Here is a 16,256-nt window from a genome sequence, read left to right as displayed (position 1 = left end):
CGCCCGAACGGCTATCGATCGCGGCTCAATTCATCCACTTCCTGCATGATCGTATCGAGCGCGCTGCGTCCGTCACTCTCGCTTTCGCTGCGCGCGGGCAGCGCGCCGTCGGTCATCAACGCCTCCAGCGCGACGCGGCCCCGCGCCACCCGGCTCTTGATCGTCCCCACCGCGACGCCACAGATTTCGGCCGCCTCCTCATAGGCGAAGCCGCCCGCACCGACGAGGATCAGCGCCTCGCGCTGTGGTTGCGGCAGATGGAGCAGAGCGCGCTGCATGTCGGCCAGATCGACGTGACGATCCTGGCTGGCCGGCGCGGCCAGAAGGCGATCGGCGACCAGATCGTCCCATTCGCCCTTGAACCGCGCACGCCGCATCTGGCTGAGATACAGGTTGCGCAGGATGATGAACGTCCAGGCGCGCATGTTCGTCCCCGCCTGGAACCGCTTGCGCGCCGCCCACGCCTTGAGCAGCGTTTCCTGCACCAGATCGTCGGCGACATCACGGCTTCCCGACAGGGAACGGCCGAACGCACGCAGGTGCGGGATCACCGTCGCGAGCTGTTTCTTGAACTCCGGGTCGGAGAGCGAAACATGCTCGACGGGCTGTTCCTGGTCCGCTTGCTGGTCGGTGTCGGTCATTCGGTTCCGTTCGGCTAGGCCCGCAGAAGGCGACGCCTTTTCAGATAAATAGGCGGGTCGCATGCGCCAGTCCAGCGCCTGTCAAAGCGCGAGATAGACGGCGTAGATGATGCAGATCAGCACCAGCGACACCGCCAGGATATAACGGGTCATATGGGGCGTGGCGCCGGCGCGCGCGCGATCGGTTTCGATATGAATCGGTTCGTTTGGATCAGCCATGTTGCATCAACACGCGAAAACCGTTTTGGCTCCGTAAGAAATGGAACTCAGTCGGCGGGAACCGTGGTCTCGTCGAAAAACAACGCCTGGCTGATCGCGGCCTTCACCGTCGCGCGCTGGAACGGCTTGGTGATCAGGAAGGTCGGTTCCGGCCGCTCGCCGGTCAGCAGCCGCTCCGGGAAGGCGGTGATGAAGATGACCGGCACGCTGAACTGCGCCAGGATATCCTTGACCGCATCGATCCCCGAACTGTCGTCGGCCAGCTGAATGTCGGCAAGGACCAGGCCGGGCCGGTCCTCCATCGCCAGCGCCACCGCCTCGTCCCGGGTGACGGCGACGCCGGTGACTTCATGGCCCTGATCGCGAACGATCGTTTCGAGATCCATGGCGATCAGCGGCTCGTCCTCGATGATGAGGACGCGGGCGCGGGTCTGCTTGTCGATTTCGGACAAGGCCTCCGCGACCAGGGTTTCGACCGAATCCGCCGACTCTTCCAGCAGATAGGCCGCGTCTTCGGTGGTGAATCCCTCCATCGCGGTCAGCAGCAGCGCCTGGCGCGATCGAGGCGCCAGCCGGGAAAGGCGCGCGCGCGCGATCGCCTCGCTCTCGTTTCCGGTCGGTTCGATCAGCCCCTCGCGTTCGTCGAGATGGGTCGATCCCCAGATTGCCTGGAAGGTGCGATAAAGGCCGAGGCGCGGATCGACCTCACGCGGAAACTCCTCCGGCGCGGCGACGATCGCTTCCAGCGTCGCGCGTACATAACGATCGCCTTCCGCCTGGCTGCCCGTCAGCGCACGTCCGTAGCGGCGCAGGAATGGAAGATGGGGCGCGAGCTGCTGTCCAAGCGACATAGGTACATATTCTCCTTCGGCGGTTCCCGCGTTGATGATTACGGGATCGCAACTTTGCAAGCATGCTGCGGTCCGAAGAAGCCCCTCCCCGGAATTCGCATCGCCTGTGGAACAAACGACGCGCGAAATGGTTTCATGCCCACGCGCGGTAATCGCTATCGCGCTCCCGGCCGCTTGTCGGCGCCGGCTTTTTGTGCATTTGCCCGTATCGGGCAACGAGGGGGACGACGTGCGTTCGGCCGAAGAGAAGAAGAAGGAACCGCTGGAGCGGACTGGCGGCGGAATGGCCAAACGTAGCGATCGCAATATCGGCGATGCTCTGCGCCGTGTCTATCAGGACGCCGCCGAGGAACAGGTGCCTGACGATCTGCTCGACCTTCTGCGAAAGCTCGATTAACCCGCCCCATCATGGACGAGGTCCAGTCTGATGGTGAATCCGTAACACGCCGGCCCGGGGCGGCCGCGATGTCGCGCGTGACCGGCCTGCCGACCGGCGCCAAGGTTCTTCTCATCCTCAGCGCCGGGCTGCTACCGCTCGCGCTCGTCGCCTTTTTCGCCTCCGTCCAGACCAATCGCATCGCCGATCAGGAGGTCCGCGCCAGGCTGCGCATCGCGATCAGCGAATCCGCCCGGTCGCTGCGCGGCGAACTGGCATGGGAATTACGCGAATTGCGCGGCGCGTTACCGGTGACGCGTGACGGCGTTCCCAATTGCGGGCGGCTGGCCGGCATTTTCGAACCGCAGGCAAGCGCCGGATTGCGCTATTCGATCGTCGATCCCGATCGCCGACTCCTCTGCGGCGTACCCCTTCGCCAGGCCACGGGCGCGCGACTGGCTCCAGGCCAGACGATAGTCCGCGTGATCCCCGGGGCGGGCCTCCAGATCGAGGCCGCCGGCACCACGGGTCATGTCGCACGCGCCTTTTTCCCGGTCAGCTTTCTCACCAGCGCCGCCGAACCAAGTGCGACGCTGCGCGATCACGGCATCCTGCTGGTCGGCGACGGCGGATCGCTGGCGCTGCGCGAGCTGAAGCACGATCGGGTGATCGAACGGCATGAAAGCCAGACGGTCGATCTGGACGTCTACGGCCTGAAGCTTGAAATGTCGGTCGCCAGCGCCCCCATCACCTCGTCGCTGGTCATCGCCGCGATCTCGCCCTTTCTGATGTGGCTGCTCGCCGTGGCGATCGCGTGGTTCGTGGTCGATCGGCTGCTGATCCGCCCGCTGCGACGGCTCCGCCGCACGGTGGGTGCCTATCAGCCCGGCGAGCTGATCGACCCGGTGTCCGGCCACGACATCGCCGCCCAGGAAATCCGCGACCTGGGCGATACGTTTCGCGAGTTGAGCAGCACCGTCCAGCTGCACGAGCGCGAGCTTGCCGAGGGTCTCTCTCGCCAGACCAAGTTGACCCGCGAGGTCCACCACCGGGTCAAGAACAACCTTCAGGTCATCGCCAGCCTCATCAACCTGCACGCGCGCAGTGCGAACGGGCCGGACGCGCTTGCCGCCTATGCGTCGATCCAGCGGCGTGTCGATGCGCTCGCGGTGGTTCAGCGCAACCATTATGCCGGGTTCGAGGAAACCCGCGGGATCGAACTGAGGCCGGTCATCGGCGAACTTGCCTCCAACATCCGCGCGACTGCGGCCGACGGAGCACAGATCGGCATCATTCTCGACCTTGAACCCGTGCTCGTTTCCCAGGATTCGGCGGTGGCGATCGCGTTTCTGGTGACCGAGATGATCGAACTGGCGATCAGCGTCAGCCCCGCGGCACAGATCAACGTGTCGGTGAAGGAAGTCGCCGCCGAACCCGGCCAGGCCATCCTGCGGATCAGTTCCCCCGCATTGATCGAGGGCGAGGCGTTCAGCCGGTTGAGCGAAACGCGCTATGGCCGCGTGATCGGCGGGCTGGTCCGCCAGCTGCGCACCCGCCTCCATCACGCGCCGCTGGTCGGCGCGTTCGAGGTGCCGATCGCCATTTCCGGCCGGACCTGAAAAAAAATCGAAAATAATTCGCGGCGGGACGGAACCCCGGAGCCAGTGCCACGTTCTGCTCTTCGGATAGTGACCTTTTGCCCCCCCGCTCTCGCTATCCAAGACACAGGCCCGGAAGCGTCAACCCTCCCCCCCCCGGTGACGCTTCCGGGCCTATACTTTTCCCGCAGCCAATAGCTTGACGCACCACAACGGATGCGGAACGAATCCCGTGCGTCGAACATTGGATCGTTCGCAGCTTCGTGATGGAGATTTGACGATGCGTAAGTTTCTTGCACTCGCACTGGTCGCGGGCGGCCTCGCCCTTTCGGCCTGCAACACGGTCGAGGGGATCGGCAAGGACGTGTCCTCGGCGGGCGATACAGTCGCCAAGACGGCCGACGGCGCCAAATAACCCGTCGAACGAGTCGATTAACCTTCGGCGGCGGCTTCGGCCGCCGCATCTTTTTCACGGCGGCGTCGGGTGAACCAGATCGCGACCAGCGACAGCAGATAAAGGCCGCAAAGCGGGAAGGCGAGCAACAGCTGCGACCCGATATCGGGCGGCGTCAGCACCGCCGCGATCGCGAACGCGGCAACCACGGCATAGCGCCACGCGCCCTTCAACTGCTCGAACGTCACGATTCCCGAGCGCTCGAGCAGCATCAGCAGCACCGGCAGCAGGAACGAGATGCCAAAGGCGAACAGGAACTGCATGACGAAGGTGAGGTAATTCCCCACCGCCGGCAATGCTTCCTGCGTCACGCCACCGCCCAGATCCCCCTGCATGCCCAGCAGGAATTTGAGCGCCACCGGGATGGCGACGAAATAGGCCATCGCCGCCCCCAGCATGAACAGGATCGGCGTGGCGAAGAGAAAGGGCAGCAACGCCCGCTTCTCGCGCTTGTACAGGCCGGGCGCGACGAACTGCCACAGCTGGTTCGCGATCACCGGAAACGAGACCATCATCGCCGCAAAGAACGCGACCTTGATCTGCACCAGAAACGCCTCGAAAATCTGGGTGTAGATCAGCTTGTTCTGCCCCGCCTCGGCCAGCGGATGCACCAGAAAGCCGAAAATCGGTTTCGCGAAATAAAAGGCGACGGCGAAGGTAACCACCAGCGTCGCCACGCAATAGAGCAGGCGCCGGCGAAGCTCGATCAGATGTTCGAGCAACGGCGCTTCGGTTCCTTCCAGTTCATCGTCGTTCACGATGCGGCTTTCTTGCGGGGCTTGCGCGCGGGCTTGGCTGCGGGTTCGGGATCGGCCGGAGCAGGGACGTCCCCTACCGCATCCTCCTTCAGAACCGGCGGCGTGGTCAGCACCGGCCCCTTGTCCTCACCGGCCCCGGCCGGATCGGACGCCACCGGGTCGGCAGGGACACCCCCCGGGCCATCGACCGGGGCGGGCAGCATCGCCTCGGGCGGATGCTCGCGCATGATGCGCGCATTTTCCTCGGCCCATTTCTTTTCCATCTCGGCCAGTTCGGCCTCGCGAACCATGGTGTCGAGACCGGCGCGGAACTGGCCGGCGACGCGGCGCGCCTTGCCGACCCACTGGCCGACAAAGCGCATCGCACGCGGCAGGTCCTTTGGCCCGATCACCAGCAGGGCGACGATCGCCACCACCAGAAATTCGGGCGCGTTGAAATCGAGCATAGGGTCGGACTACTCCGCCACCCGGCGCGCCGGGTGCAAGGGATCAGCGTTCTTCGTGCGCCGGACGCGCTTCGGTCTGCGCCTGGGGCTGCGGGTCACTGACGCGCTTCGCCTCGATCTCCGCGGGCTTCTGTGCGGCCTCGTCATCCTCGGCCATGCCCTTCTTGAACTGCTTGATACCCTTGGCGACGTCACCCATCATGTTGGAGAACCGCCCGCCACCGAGCAGCAGGATCGCGATCACACCCAAGACCAGCCAGTGCATCAGGCTGAAACTACCCATCGAACGTCTCCTTGATTCCGGTCTTATCTAGTCGTCTTCGTCGGCGGTTTCCACCGCCTCGGCATCGGATTGCGCCGCATCGAAGGCGAGATCGACCGGATCGAGCAGCCCGGCCGCGCGCAGATCGTCGATTCCGGGGAGATCGCGACGGCTCGACAGGCCGAAATGGGTGAGGAATTCGGGCGTCGTGGCGAACAGCAGCGGACGCCCCGGCACCTCCCGCCGGCCCGCCGGGCGGATCCACCCCGCCTCCATCAGCACGTCGAGCGTCCCCTTGCTGATCTGGACGCCGCGGATCGATTCGATTTCCGCGCGCGTGACCGGTTCATGATAGGCGATGATCGCCAGCGTCTCGATCCCCGCGCGGGAAAGCTTGCGACTGTCCTCCCGGTCGCGCCGCAGGAAATTGGCCAGATCGGACGCCGTCTGGAAATGCCAGCGACCGCCTCGCTCGACCAGCTCGATGCCCCGTCCGGCATAGTCCGTCGCCAGCGCCGCCAGCGCGGCGGGCAAATCGGCCTCTTCGCCCACATAGGCGCGCAGATCCGCGACCGTCATCGGCGCGTCGGCGGCGAACAACACCGCTTCCACCGCGCGCATCGTCTCGTCGGGCGCGGTCATGCCTGCGCACCCTTGAGATAGAGTGGCGCGAAGGGGGATTTCTGCCGCAACTCCACCCGGCCCTGCCGCGCCAGTTCCAGCGCGGCGACGAAGGATGAGGCAAGCGCGGACTTGCGGTACAGGCCGTGTGCGTCGGCGGGCAGGAAAGACTCGATCGTCGACCAGTCGACCCGCTCGCCCACCAGTTCGGAAACCCGCGCGATCGCGTCGTCGAGCGTCATCACCGGCCGCACCGCGACGACGTGCATCACCGGTCGGGTGCGCGCGCTGATCTGGCCATAGGCGGCGATCAGGTCGTAGATTTCGGCCTGCCAGCGCGATTTGCGGACCGTCTTCAGCCCCTCGGGCGCGCCACGGGGGAAGACGTCCCGCCCCATCCGGTCCCGCGCGATCAGCCGTGCGCCGGCCTCCCGCATCGCGTTCAGCCGTTCGAGCCGCAATTGCAGGCGCAGCGCCAGCTCCTCGGGACTCGGCTCGACCTCCGGATCGCGCGGCAGCAACAGCGCCGATTTGAGATAGGCGAGCCAGGCGGCCATCACCAGATAGTCGGCCGCGACCTCCAGCTTCAGCTCGCGCGCCTGGTTCACATAGGCGAGATACTGATCGACCAGTTGCAGGATCGACAGCGCGCGCAGATCAACCTTTTGCGTCCGCGCCAGCGCGAGCAACAGGTCGAGTGGCCCTTCCCAGCCATCGATGTCGATCGTCAGGGTCGCAGCCGCGTCGCTCATGCCAGTGCCAGCAGCGCATCGCGTTTGGCGGCCAGTTCGTCCATCGCCCCCGGTTCGGGCCGGGCAAAACCCATCGCCCGATCGAGCCGGGTCAGCGTCGCGGCGCCGGCATCGTCCAGCTTGGCGACGATCTCCGTCATCTCGTCCATCCGCGCCCAGCAATCGAGCACGACATCGCATCCCGCCGCGATCGCCGCCGCCGCCTTGTCCCCGGCACTGCCCGACAGTGCCTTCATGTCGATGTCGTCGGTCATCAACAGCCCGTCAAAGCCGATCCGTCCCCGGATCACCTCGGCGATCACCGTCGGCGAAAGCGTGGCCGGATTGTCGGCATCCCATGCCTTGAACACGACGTGGCAGGTCATGCCCATCGGCGCGTTGCGCAGCGTGTGGAACGGCCGGATATCGCGTTCCAGAGCGGCATCGTCAGCCTCGACCACGGGCAGTTCATAATGGCTGTCCACCACCCCGCGGCCATGGCCCGGCATGTGCTTGACCACGCCGACGACGCCGCCGCTCGCCATCCCGTCGAGCATCGCCCGGCCCAGCGCGGCGACCCGCATCGGATCGCTGCCAAAGGTGCGCTCGCCCACCGCCGGCGTCGTTTCCGGCTGCCGCACGTCGAGCAGCGGCGCACAGTTCACGTTGACGCCGACATCGGCGAGCATCAGCGCCAGCGCCTGGCCGTTGGCGCGTGCCGCCTCGATCGCCGAAGCGGGCGCGATATCGTAAAGCCGGTCGAACGCGGGTCCGGCCGGAAAGGCGGGCCATTCGGGCGGCTGCATGCGGGCGACGCGCCCCCCTTCCTGATCGATCAGGATCGGCACATCGGCACGGCGGGACAGGTCGCGCAAGCTGTCGGTCAGCGCGCGCATCTGATCGCGGGTGCCGCAGTTGCGCTTGAACAGAATATAGCCGAGCGGATCGGCGTCGCGGAAAAACGCCCGTTCGTCATCGGTGAGTTCAAGGCCGGAGATGCCGAAAATAACCGGCTTCATGCCGGTGCTCCGGGCGTCAAACGGGTCGCGCACGTCGCACGGGGCGGGGTTGGCCGGATCTGCGCGCTCAGGGTGCGCGCGACAGCGATCGGGCGCGGCGGTTCGTGGGTCTTCATCCGCCGGTTAGATCAGGCGAAAACCAACTTTTCCAGCGGAAATGTCCGGCGCGGGCGATCAGTTCGCCGCGAGGAAGCAGCCCTCGCCCGCCGCCTTGAGCCGACCGCACAGGTCGCGCGCCTGCCCGTTGCTGCCGGCATTGACGCGCAGCCGGTAAAAGGTCTTGCCGTTCACCTCGGCCTTTTCCACGGACTTGCCGAGCGGAGCGAGATAGTCGAACCGCTTCGCCAGCCGCGCCCACGCGCCGTTCGCCTCCGCCTCGCCGGGAAAGGACCCGAGCTGGATCGTCGCGCTGCCCGCCGATGCTCCGGGCGATCTCTGAACCGGCGCGGCGGCCCGGGACGCGGACCCGGCGGTGGGGATCGTCGCGACGACGCGGCTGGCGCCCTTTACCGGCGCGGCGCTGGGCCGTGGCGCCGCCTTGCCGGTGACCGGCGCTTCGGGGACCGCCGAAACATCGACCGACCCGTTCGTGGTCGCCCCCTCGCTCGCGGCGAAGACGGTATCGCCCTCACCCTCCACCTTCATCCCGCCGGGTTCGTCGGGCTTGACCTTGTAGGCGCCCTCCGGCGCGTTGATGAGCGCGCCGGTTCCCTCGCCGCCGCCGCTGCGCTGATACCACCACCAGCCAAAGATCGCCGCCGCGATCAGCGCGAGGCCGAGCAGGACCAGCAGGATGATCCGCAGCGCCGACGGCCCGCCATCATAATCGTCCTCGACCGTTTCCAGCCAGGGCAGCCGATCCTCGCCATAGCCTTCGCCCGCGTTCATCAGTTCAGCTCCTGAACCGCCTCCACACCCATGATGCGGAGGCCATTGCGGATAACCTGCCCGATCGCATCGGCCAGGGAAAGCCGCGCGCAGGTCATGGGGACATTGTCGGTCAGCAGGAAGCGGCGCGCGGGATCGTCATTGCCCATATTCCACAGGGCGTGAAATTCCGCCGCCAAGTCATAGAGATAAAAGGCGATTCGATGCGGTTCCCGCGCCGCGGCGGCGCCCTCGACCACGCGCGGGAACTGCGCGGCCAGCTTCACCAGCGCCAGTTCGCGTGTATCAAGCAGGGACAGGTCGTGCGCCGCACAGACGATCCCGGCCTCCGCCGCCTTGCGGTGGAGCGACGCGATTCGCGCGTGGGCATACTGGACGTAGAAGACCGGATTGTCCTTCGACGCCTCCACCACCTTGGCGAAATCGAAATCCATCTGCGCGTCCGCCTTGCGCGTCAGCATGGTGAAGCGGACCACGTCCTTGCCGACCTCGTTCACGACATCGGCAAGGGTGACGAAATTGCCCGACCGCTTCGACATCTTCACCGGCTCGCCCGCGCGCAACAGGCGGACCATCTGGACCAGCTTGACGTCGAACCGCGTCCTGCCCTCGGTCAGCGCCTGCACCGCCGCGACGATCCGCTTGACGGTGCCGGCATGATCCGCGCCCCAGATGTCGATCAGCTGGTCGGCGGACTGCGCCTTCTGGAAATGATAGGCCAGGTCGGCGCCGAAATAGGTCCAGGCGCCGTTCGACTTGCGGATCGGGCGATCCTGGTCGTCGCCGAACCTGGTCGAGCGGAACAGCGGCAGCTCCACCGGCTCCCAATCCTCCGGCGTCTCGCCCTTCGGCGCTTCGAGGACGCCGTCATAGACCAGGTCGTGCGCGCGCAGCCACGCCTCCGCCTCTTCGGGCTTGCCCGCCGCCTGTAGCTGGGCCTCGGACGAAAACAGGTCGTGATGGATGCCGAGCAGCGCGAGGTCGTGCCGGATCATCTCAAGCATCGCGGCGACGGCGGTGGTGCGGAACAGCGGCAGCCACTCGGCCTCCGGCGCGGCGACGAAACGGTCGCCAACCTCTCGCGCCAGTGCCTCGCCGACCGGAATCAGATAGTCGCCGGGGTACAGCCCCTCGGGGATCTCGCCGACATCCTCGCCCAGCGCCTCGCGATAGCGGACATGAGCAGACCGGGCGAGGACATCGACCTGCCCGCCCGCATCGTTGACATAATATTCGCGGATCACCCGATGCCCGACCGCCTCGAGCAGGCTGGCGAGCGCGTCGCCGACCACCGCGCCCCGGCAATGGCCCATATGCATGGGTCCGGTCGGGTTGGCGGAGACATATTCGACGTTCACGGTGACGCCCGCTCCGCTGTCCGAGCGGCCATAACGATCGCCGGCGACGGCGATCGCGCCGAGTTCGTCGCGCCAGGTGGCGTCGGTGAGCGTCAGGTTGATAAAGCCGGGTCCGGCGACCGAAACCGACTCCACCTCGTCCAGCCGCTCCAGTTCGGCGGCGATCCGTTCCGCCAGCGCGCGCGGATTGGTGCCGGCGGGCTTGGCCAGCACCATCGCGGCGTTGGTGGCGAGATCGCCATGGCTGGCGTCGCGCGGCGGCTCCACCGTGACCGCGCGTCGCTCCAGACCCGCCGGCAGATCGCCCGACCCGACCAGCGCGTCGAGGGCGGCATCCAGGTGGGCGGCGAAACGGGTATATAGCGTCATTTGCGGGTCCGATGATTGCAGAAGCGCGGCGCTCTAGCGCACCTGCGCGCGTTCGTCACCTGATCGACGGCGCGGAATGGGGTCAGGCAGGGCGTCGGCGGCGTACCACCATCCCGCCATCGACCGCGAAGATGCCAAGGCCCGTCCAGATCAGCGCGAAACAGATCAGGTGGGACGGCGTCACCCGCTCCCCGAAAAAGGTCACCGCCAGGATGAACTGGAGGGTGGGCGCCAGATATTGAAGCAGGCCCAGCGTCGAATAGGGAAGCCGCCGTGCCGCCGCCGCGAACAGCAGCAGCGGCACCGCCGTCACCACGCCCGACAGGATGAGCGCGACGGTGGGCAGCGCCCCCTGTCCGAACGCCACGCCGTCATGCGCGGACAGCCACAGCAGATAGGCGATGGCGAAGGGAGCAAGCAGCACGGTTTCAAGCGTCAGCCCCTCCAGCGCTGCGACCGGCGCAACCTTTCGTACCAGCCCGTAGAGCGCGAAGGTGGAGGCAAGCGCCAGGCTGATCCAGATTCCCTGCCCGGCGGACACCGCAAGCAACGCCACGCCGAGCGCGGCCAGCGCAACCGCGACGACCTGCGCCCCACGGAGCCGTTCGCGCAACAGCACGACGCCGAGCAGAACGTTGAGCAGCGGATTGAGGAAATAGCCAAGGCTGCCGGCCAGGACATGGCCGTTCTGGACCGCCCAGATGTAGATCAGCCAGTTGACGGAAATCAGCGCCGCGCTGACCGAGAGCAGCAGCATCGCGCGCGGATCGCGCAGCGCATCACGCACCCGCGCGCGCCGCCCGGCCAGCAGCACGACCGGTGCGAGCAGCCCCAGCGACCAGAGAATGCGATCGGCCACCACCTCCCCCGCAGCCACGTCGCGCAGCAGCCAGAAGAACAGCGGCAGCACGCCCCAGATGCCATAGGCCCCCAGCCCCTGGAACAGGCCCGCGCGATCGACGCGGGTTTCGGGCGAGGACGGATCGGCGCGTGCCATGCGCGGCAGATAGACGCGTCGCCGCATCGCCGAAAGCGGCAGCGCGGATAGATTTGGTTTCAGTCGCGACGATCGACGTTCAGGGGGGCGGCGGGTCGCCCTCATCCGCCCCGGGCTTGAGGTGGCGCCCCCAGTCGATATTGACCAGCGCGACGAGAAGCGCGAGCATCGCCAGCTGGAGCGCGATGCCCCAGGGGCTGGACAGGCCGGCAAAGAGCGTTTCGCCCAGATCGGTGTCCCGCACCCGGCGCGCGGTCCAGCCGTAAAAGCCATAGGTGAACAGCCGCCCGGCGAAGAAGGCGGCGGTGAAGCCGAGCAGCGGCACCCGCGCAAGGCCGACCGCCATGAACAGCTGCGCCGATGGCAGGGGCGAGACGACGAACAGCGCCAGCGCCAGCATCGCGCTGTGCCGACGGCGCATCACCGCCTCCTTCGCCGCATCCAGATTGTCCTGCATCCGCCGCGGCAACCATCGCGCGAAACGCCGGCATCCATACGCCAGCACGAGCCGCCCTGAAGCCGCCGCAAGCGCGCCAATCACCACCAGCGCCCACAGCGGCCGATCGGCATTCACTCCATAGAGGACGATGATCGACCAGGTCGGCGGACCGAAAGCCGGGAGCAGATTGACCGCGAACGCCAGCAGAAACAGCGAGAGATAGACCACCGCGACGGCGTGCGGCGAAATCGCCCCGCGCGCAAGCCCCGGGCGATCGGGCGCGGATTAGGCGCGGACCAGGCCGTCGATCGGCCCCGCGCGCTTCTGTCCCGGAAACATCGCCTGCGCCGCCTGTTGCGGATCGATCTCGAAATGCGCCGCCGCCGAACTGGCGATCAGCGTGTCGAGCGCGGTGGTCGGCTTGAGATCGCGATCCTCGTAAAGCGATCCGTCGGCAAGTCCCGGCCAGTCGGCGAGCACCCGCCCACCCCGCACCGCGCCGCCGATCAGCCACGCGACCGATCCCGTGCCGTGATCGGTCCCCTGCGTCCCGTTGATCCTGACGGTGCGGCCGAATTCGGTGGCGACCAGGACCATCGTCTTGCTCCACAGCGGGCCAAGCCCCGTCTTGAGCGCACCGATCATCTGGTCCAGCCCGTTCAGCTGTCCGCCCAGCCGCCCGCGCTGGCCGGCATGGGTGTCCCACCCGCCGGTTTCGATCATCGCGATCCGCGCACCATTGGCCGGCGCGAGCAGGCGCGCGGCCAGTTCGCCGGTGGCGGCGGCGTTGCGGCCATTGTCGGCGGCAAGGTCGCTGGTCAGCATCCGCGTCGATGTCGCCTGTTGCCAGATCGCATGCAGCTGCGGGTCGTCGGCATAGAGGGTCGATACGCGTGAGATCAGATCGTCCGACGCGTCGGGCAGCGCGGACGGCGCATAGGACGCCACCTCGATCCGCCCGCGCATCGCCATCGGGATCGTCGCCGCCACGGCGATCCCCTTGCGCTCATCGGCCGGAAGCACGCCGAGCAGGCGGTTCATCCAGCCATCCTTGAGCTGATAGGCCGAGGTGCCACCACTCTCGAGAACGTTCTGGGCATCGAAATGCGAGCGGTCGCGATAGGGGGAGGCGACCGCATGAACGAACATCGCCTCCTTGGCCGCATAAAGCTGTGCGACATGTTTGAGGTTCGGGTGCAGCGCGAACATCGCGTCGAGCTTCGGCGCGTCGGCGAAATCCTGTGCGAGCACGCCGCGCTGCGCCGCGAAGGCGGGATCGCCGACCGGCGCGACCGTACCCAGGCCATCGGCGGCGCCGCGCTGAATGATGAAGACGAAGCGGCGATCGGTCGCCGCCTGGGCAAAGGCGAGGCGCGGCGCGAATCCCATTGAGAGCGCGCCGGCGGCACCGGTCAGGACGAAATGACGGCGGGAAACCATGGCATTACCTCCGCAGGAATTCGGGGCAGACGAGCATCAGCGCGACGCCCTGGGCGGGGCTTTCGGCGCGGGCGATCGCCTGCGCCGTGGGTGCGCCCAGAGCATCGGGAAAGAGCTGGGCGGCCCGCACGCGCGCGTCGATCGTCTCCCGCGTGCGCGCGGCGAGCCGTTCGGCCGCCTCCACCCGGCGCATCACCGCGTCCGGCCCCGCCCAGCTGGCGGCGATGTCGTCATAGCCAGCCGGCGATCCGGGGCGCCACACCGGCTGGCCCAGCTGATCCATCAAGCCAACCACGGCGGCGGACGGAATCTCCTGCGTGCCGAGCGCGCGCATCGCCGAAACCGACCATTCCCATGGCGTCTTGAACTTGACCGGTTGCGTCGCCCACGTTTCGGGCGCGTCGATCAGGGCGCGATAGACGGTCGGCAGATCGCCCCCCGATGCCAGGAACGCGGTTTCGAGACGGGAGACCAGGGCGGGCGGCGGATCATCGCCCGCGAAATGCCGCGCCAGCTTCGTCGCGATGTGGCGGGCGGTCGCCGGATGCACCGACAGGTCGTCGAGCACGGCCGCCGCCTGCGCCTCGCCCGCCTGATCGTATTTCTTGCCCAGGATCGTGCGGACGCCCGGTTGATGAATGCGGGGGGCGAAGATGAAGCTGCCCGGTTCGCCGTTCAGCCCGGCGACGCGGGCCGCCGGACCACGGCCCAGCCCCGCGACGCTCCACCCGGTCATCGCCCGCGCAAATTCGGTCACGTCCGCCTGGGTATAGCCGGTGCGCACGCCCAGCGTGTGCAGTTCGAGGATTTCGCGCGCGAGATTTTCGTTGAGGCCGACGCGCTGGCGCTGCTGTCGCTGTGCGGCGGCCTGGCCGACCATGCTGTCCGGACCCACCGACTGCGCCTGATCGAGATAGAGCAGCATCGCCGGATGCCGCTCCACCGCGAACAGCATGTCGCGGAACCGCCCCAGTACATGCGGCCGGATCGCGTCGAATTCGAACGCGCCGGTAAGGCCGATCATCGTGATCTTGTCAGCCGACACCGCGAAATGATTGGACCAGAAATGGACCAGCCGTTCCACGAACGGCGTTTCGGTCGCGACCGCCGCCTGCGCCCGCGCGCCGATCGCGTTCACATAATGATCGCGCCCCTGTTGCCGGGCGAACTGGCGCGCGCGCATCGCCGGATCACGCGCTGCTCCGTTGCCGCGACCGGCTGCGGCGCCGGCGGGCTGATCCTTCATCGCGCCGCCGTCGACCGCGCGTTCGCGGCGCGCATCCTGGGCAAGCTGCCGCACTTCGGCGAGATAGTCGGCAAGTTGCGCGGCGATCGCCTGTGTCCGGGGCAAGGCGGCGATCGGCGCCGGGCGCGGATCGAACGCGCCGAACTGGTCGATCAGGGCGCGGCGCGGGTCGGCGGGCGGCCGCGCCCCGGCCTTTGCCCCCAGACCGAACCGGTTCAACGCAATGCTTGCATCCGACATCGCGACTCACTCCTGCGATTGCGACTGCCAGCGCTACGCCCGATTTGTCGCAAATCTGTGCCGGTGGCCCGGACCGGCGACAGATTCGCCCGGCCCGCCGCAATCCGACGCCTGCCACTCAGAAATTGTCGGGAAGGTCGATGTCTCCCACCGCCTCGCGATAGCGGGCGATCGCATACCGATCGGTCATGCCGGCGATGAAATCGGCGATATGGCGGCTTCTCCATGGCGCGTCCGGGGGAAGCCCCGCCGCCCATTCGGCAGGCATCAGTGCGGGATCGGCGCAATAGGCCGCGAACAGGCCGGCGATCACGCCATGCGCGGTTTCCGCCGCCGCAAGCTGGTGCGGGTGATGATAGAGATTGGCGTACATGAAGCGCTTGAGCGCCCGCTCCTCGTCGCGCATCGCGTCGGAGAAACAGGCAAGCGCCCGACCCGCGGCGCGCACATCCTCGACCCGATCGATACCCGAAACGGCAAGGTTGCGCCGCGTTTCGGCGATCAGATCGTTGACCATCACGCCGATCTGGGCGCGGACCAGTTCCCGCATCGCCCGCTTCGGCTCCGCGTCGGGAAAGCGCGCCCGCACCGCATCCCATCCGCGCGCGACCAGCGGCACGGCGAGCAGCTGATCGAGCGTCAGCAGTCCGGCGCGGAGTCCATCGTCGATATCGTGATTGTCATAGGCGATGTCGTCGGCGATCGCCGCCACCTGCGCTTCGAGCGACGCGTGCGTTTCCAGCTCGAGCGGGAATGCGGCGTCCGCAGCGGCGAGCGCCCAGCCGGGCCGCGCGACCGGACCGTTATGCTTTGCCAGCCCCTCCAGCGTCTCCCAGCTGAGGTTCAGCCCGTCCCAGCCGGGATAGGGGCAATCGATCGTCATCAGCGCGCGCAGCGTATTGCCATTATGGTCGAACCCGCCCTGCCCCGCCAGCGCCTCCTCCAACGCGCGTTCGCCGGCATGGCCGAACGGGGGGTGGCCGATATCGTGCGCCAGGCACAACGCCTCGGTCAGATCCTCGTTCAGGCCCAGCGCGCGAGCGATGGTGCGACCGATCTGCGCGACCTCCAGGCTGTGGGTCAGGCGGACCCGGAAATGGTCGCCATCGGGTGCCATGAACACCTGCGTCTTGTGGCGCAGCCGGCGAAAGCTGATCGAATGGACGATGCGATCGCGATCGCGCTGAAACGCGTCGCGCGGGCCACGTGCCGTCCCCTTTTGCTCTTCATGAAGGCGACCGCGACTGCGGGCGGGATCGCTGGCGAACGGGGCCAGCACCGTCATGCGGGGATCGCGCGAATC

19 protein-coding genes are annotated in these 16,256 nt (G+C 67.3%); 3 read left to right on the top strand and 16 right to left on the bottom strand.

Annotation, left to right across the window (positions count from 1 at the left end; genetic code table 11):
* Nucleotides 1-11 precede the first annotated feature (11 nt).
* The 3 genes from KF783_RS07605 to KF783_RS07595 form a co-directional block, all read right to left on the bottom strand.
* Nucleotides 12-641: a sigma-70 family RNA polymerase sigma factor gene (locus tag KF783_RS07605; RefSeq protein WP_294077908.1), complete on the bottom strand. Its 630-nt coding sequence runs from the start codon at nucleotides 639-641 to the stop codon at nucleotides 12-14.
* A gap of 81 nt (nucleotides 642-722) precedes the next feature.
* Nucleotides 723-860, bottom strand: coding sequence for a hypothetical protein (locus tag KF783_RS07600; RefSeq protein WP_294077907.1), 138 nt, complete (start codon nucleotides 858-860; stop codon nucleotides 723-725).
* A gap of 47 nt (nucleotides 861-907) precedes the next feature.
* Complete coding sequence (locus KF783_RS07595; RefSeq protein WP_294077905.1) at nucleotides 908-1,711, bottom strand: response regulator; 804 nt, start codon at nucleotides 1,709-1,711, stop codon at nucleotides 908-910.
* A 193-nt stretch (nucleotides 1,712-1,904) separates the two neighbouring features.
* On the opposite strand from KF783_RS07595, the gene KF783_RS07590 reads away from it, so the two are divergent.
* The 3 genes from KF783_RS07590 to KF783_RS07580 all read left to right on the top strand — a co-directional run bounded on the left by KF783_RS07590 (nucleotide 1,905) and on the right by KF783_RS07580 (nucleotide 4,100).
* Nucleotides 1,905-2,108: a NepR family anti-sigma factor gene (locus KF783_RS07590; RefSeq protein WP_294077903.1), complete on the top strand. Its 204-nt coding sequence runs from the start codon at nucleotides 1,905-1,907 to the stop codon at nucleotides 2,106-2,108.
* Nucleotides 2,109-2,176: 68 nt separating this feature from the next.
* A complete protein-coding gene (locus KF783_RS07585) occupies nucleotides 2,177-3,706 on the top strand; it encodes a sensor histidine kinase (RefSeq protein ID WP_294077902.1) in 1,530 nt (509 codons plus the stop codon).
* 259 nt (nucleotides 3,707-3,965) lie between these two features.
* The gene (locus tag KF783_RS07580) at nucleotides 3,966-4,100 is read left to right on the top strand and encodes an entericidin A/B family lipoprotein (protein WP_294077900.1); all 135 of its coding nucleotides are present in this window, start codon (nucleotides 3,966-3,968) and stop codon (nucleotides 4,098-4,100) included.
* A gap of 17 nt (nucleotides 4,101-4,117) precedes the next feature.
* On the opposite strand, the gene tatC is transcribed toward KF783_RS07580, so the two are convergent.
* The 13 genes from tatC to KF783_RS07515 form a co-directional block, all read right to left on the bottom strand.
* Nucleotides 4,118-4,897 carry a twin-arginine translocase subunit TatC gene (gene tatC / locus KF783_RS07575; protein WP_294077898.1) on the bottom strand — a complete coding sequence of 260 codons (780 nt, stop codon included), beginning with the start codon at nucleotides 4,895-4,897 and terminating at the stop codon, nucleotides 4,118-4,120.
* Nucleotides 4,894-5,343 carry a Sec-independent protein translocase protein TatB gene (tatB, locus tag KF783_RS07570; protein ID WP_294077896.1) on the bottom strand — a complete coding sequence of 150 codons (450 nt, stop codon included), beginning with the start codon at nucleotides 5,341-5,343 and terminating at the stop codon, nucleotides 4,894-4,896. The genes tatC and tatB overlap by 4 nt, the downstream gene beginning before the upstream one ends.
* Nucleotides 5,344-5,386: 43 nt before the next feature.
* On the bottom strand, nucleotides 5,387-5,626 hold the full coding sequence (locus KF783_RS07565; RefSeq protein WP_294077895.1) for a twin-arginine translocase TatA/TatE family subunit: 240 nt from the start codon (nucleotides 5,624-5,626) through the stop codon (nucleotides 5,387-5,389).
* A 27-nt stretch (nucleotides 5,627-5,653) separates the two neighbouring features.
* On the bottom strand, nucleotides 5,654-6,247 hold the full coding sequence (gene scpB / locus KF783_RS07560) for an SMC-Scp complex subunit ScpB (RefSeq protein ID WP_294077894.1): 594 nt from the start codon (nucleotides 6,245-6,247) through the stop codon (nucleotides 5,654-5,656).
* Nucleotides 6,244-6,978 carry a ScpA family protein gene (locus KF783_RS07555; protein WP_294077892.1) on the bottom strand — a complete coding sequence of 245 codons (735 nt, stop codon included), beginning with the start codon at nucleotides 6,976-6,978 and terminating at the stop codon, nucleotides 6,244-6,246. Before KF783_RS07555 ends, scpB begins: the two co-directional genes overlap by 4 nt.
* On the bottom strand, nucleotides 6,975-7,976 hold the full coding sequence (gene nagZ / locus KF783_RS07550; RefSeq protein ID WP_294077890.1) for a beta-N-acetylhexosaminidase: 1,002 nt from the start codon (nucleotides 7,974-7,976) through the stop codon (nucleotides 6,975-6,977). The genes KF783_RS07555 and nagZ overlap by 4 nt, the downstream gene beginning before the upstream one ends.
* 174 nt (nucleotides 7,977-8,150) lie before the next feature.
* Nucleotides 8,151-8,864, bottom strand: a complete 714-nt coding sequence (locus tag KF783_RS07545; protein WP_294077888.1) for an SPOR domain-containing protein — start codon at nucleotides 8,862-8,864, stop codon at nucleotides 8,151-8,153.
* On the bottom strand, nucleotides 8,864-10,591 hold the full coding sequence (gene argS, locus KF783_RS07540; protein ID WP_294077887.1) for an arginine--tRNA ligase: 1,728 nt from the start codon (nucleotides 10,589-10,591) through the stop codon (nucleotides 8,864-8,866). The genes KF783_RS07545 and argS overlap by 1 nt, the downstream gene beginning before the upstream one ends.
* 82 nt (nucleotides 10,592-10,673) lie before the next feature.
* Nucleotides 10,674-11,588 carry an EamA family transporter RarD gene (gene rarD, locus KF783_RS07535; RefSeq protein ID WP_294077885.1) on the bottom strand — a complete coding sequence of 305 codons (915 nt, stop codon included), beginning with the start codon at nucleotides 11,586-11,588 and terminating at the stop codon, nucleotides 10,674-10,676.
* Between the two features lie 79 nt (nucleotides 11,589-11,667).
* A complete protein-coding gene (locus KF783_RS07530; protein WP_294077883.1) occupies nucleotides 11,668-12,255 on the bottom strand; it encodes a hypothetical protein in 588 nt (195 codons plus the stop codon).
* Nucleotides 12,256-12,312: 57 nt separating this feature from the next.
* Nucleotides 12,313-13,467: a DUF1501 domain-containing protein gene (locus KF783_RS07525; protein WP_294077882.1), complete on the bottom strand. Its 1,155-nt coding sequence runs from the start codon at nucleotides 13,465-13,467 to the stop codon at nucleotides 12,313-12,315.
* A 4-nt stretch (nucleotides 13,468-13,471) separates the two neighbouring features.
* Nucleotides 13,472-14,953: a DUF1800 domain-containing protein gene (locus KF783_RS07520; RefSeq protein ID WP_294077880.1), complete on the bottom strand. Its 1,482-nt coding sequence runs from the start codon at nucleotides 14,951-14,953 to the stop codon at nucleotides 13,472-13,474.
* A 118-nt stretch (nucleotides 14,954-15,071) separates the two neighbouring features.
* The gene (locus tag KF783_RS07515; protein ID WP_294077879.1) at nucleotides 15,072-16,238 is read right to left on the bottom strand and encodes a deoxyguanosinetriphosphate triphosphohydrolase; all 1,167 of its coding nucleotides are present in this window, start codon (nucleotides 16,236-16,238) and stop codon (nucleotides 15,072-15,074) included.
* Nucleotides 16,239-16,256: the final 18 nt, after the last annotated feature.

Origin of the sequence: Sphingomonas sp., assembly GCF_019635455.1 — a bacterium.
Classification (GTDB): Bacteria; Pseudomonadota; Alphaproteobacteria; order Sphingomonadales; family Sphingomonadaceae; genus Sphingomonas.
The sequence above is the reverse complement of the archived record's forward strand: the minus strand, read 5'-3'. Positions and strand labels throughout refer to the sequence as shown.

Coding starts and splice junctions, on each gene's coding strand:
- scpB (WP_294077894.1), bottom strand. CDS start 6,247: ATGACCGCGCCCGACGAGACGATGCGCGCGGTGGAAGCGGTGTTGTTC.
- argS (WP_294077887.1), bottom strand. CDS start 10,591: ATGACGCTATATACCCGTTTCGCCGCCCACCTGGATGCCGCCCTCGAC.
- tatB (WP_294077896.1), bottom strand. CDS start 5,343: ATGCTCGATTTCAACGCGCCCGAATTTCTGGTGGTGGCGATCGTCGCC.
- nagZ (WP_294077890.1), bottom strand. CDS start 7,976: ATGAAGCCGGTTATTTTCGGCATCTCCGGCCTTGAACTCACCGATGAC.
- KF783_RS07520 (WP_294077880.1), bottom strand. CDS start 14,953: ATGTCGGATGCAAGCATTGCGTTGAACCGGTTCGGTCTGGGGGCAAAG.
- KF783_RS07580 (WP_294077900.1), top strand. CDS start 3,966: ATGCGTAAGTTTCTTGCACTCGCACTGGTCGCGGGCGGCCTCGCCCTT.
- KF783_RS07565 (WP_294077895.1), bottom strand. CDS start 5,626: ATGGGTAGTTTCAGCCTGATGCACTGGCTGGTCTTGGGTGTGATCGCG.
- KF783_RS07515 (WP_294077879.1), bottom strand. CDS start 16,238: ATGACGGTGCTGGCCCCGTTCGCCAGCGATCCCGCCCGCAGTCGCGGT.
- KF783_RS07585 (WP_294077902.1), top strand. CDS start 2,177: ATGTCGCGCGTGACCGGCCTGCCGACCGGCGCCAAGGTTCTTCTCATC.
- KF783_RS07525 (WP_294077882.1), bottom strand. CDS start 13,467: ATGGTTTCCCGCCGTCATTTCGTCCTGACCGGTGCCGCCGGCGCGCTC.
- KF783_RS07555 (WP_294077892.1), bottom strand. CDS start 6,978: ATGAGCGACGCGGCTGCGACCCTGACGATCGACATCGATGGCTGGGAA.
- KF783_RS07595 (WP_294077905.1), bottom strand. CDS start 1,711: ATGTCGCTTGGACAGCAGCTCGCGCCCCATCTTCCATTCCTGCGCCGC.
- KF783_RS07600 (WP_294077907.1), bottom strand. CDS start 860: ATGGCTGATCCAAACGAACCGATTCATATCGAAACCGATCGCGCGCGC.
- KF783_RS07545 (WP_294077888.1), bottom strand. CDS start 8,864: ATGAACGCGGGCGAAGGCTATGGCGAGGATCGGCTGCCCTGGCTGGAA.
- rarD (WP_294077885.1), bottom strand. CDS start 11,588: ATGGCACGCGCCGATCCGTCCTCGCCCGAAACCCGCGTCGATCGCGCG.
- KF783_RS07605 (WP_294077908.1), bottom strand. CDS start 641: ATGACCGACACCGACCAGCAAGCGGACCAGGAACAGCCCGTCGAGCAT.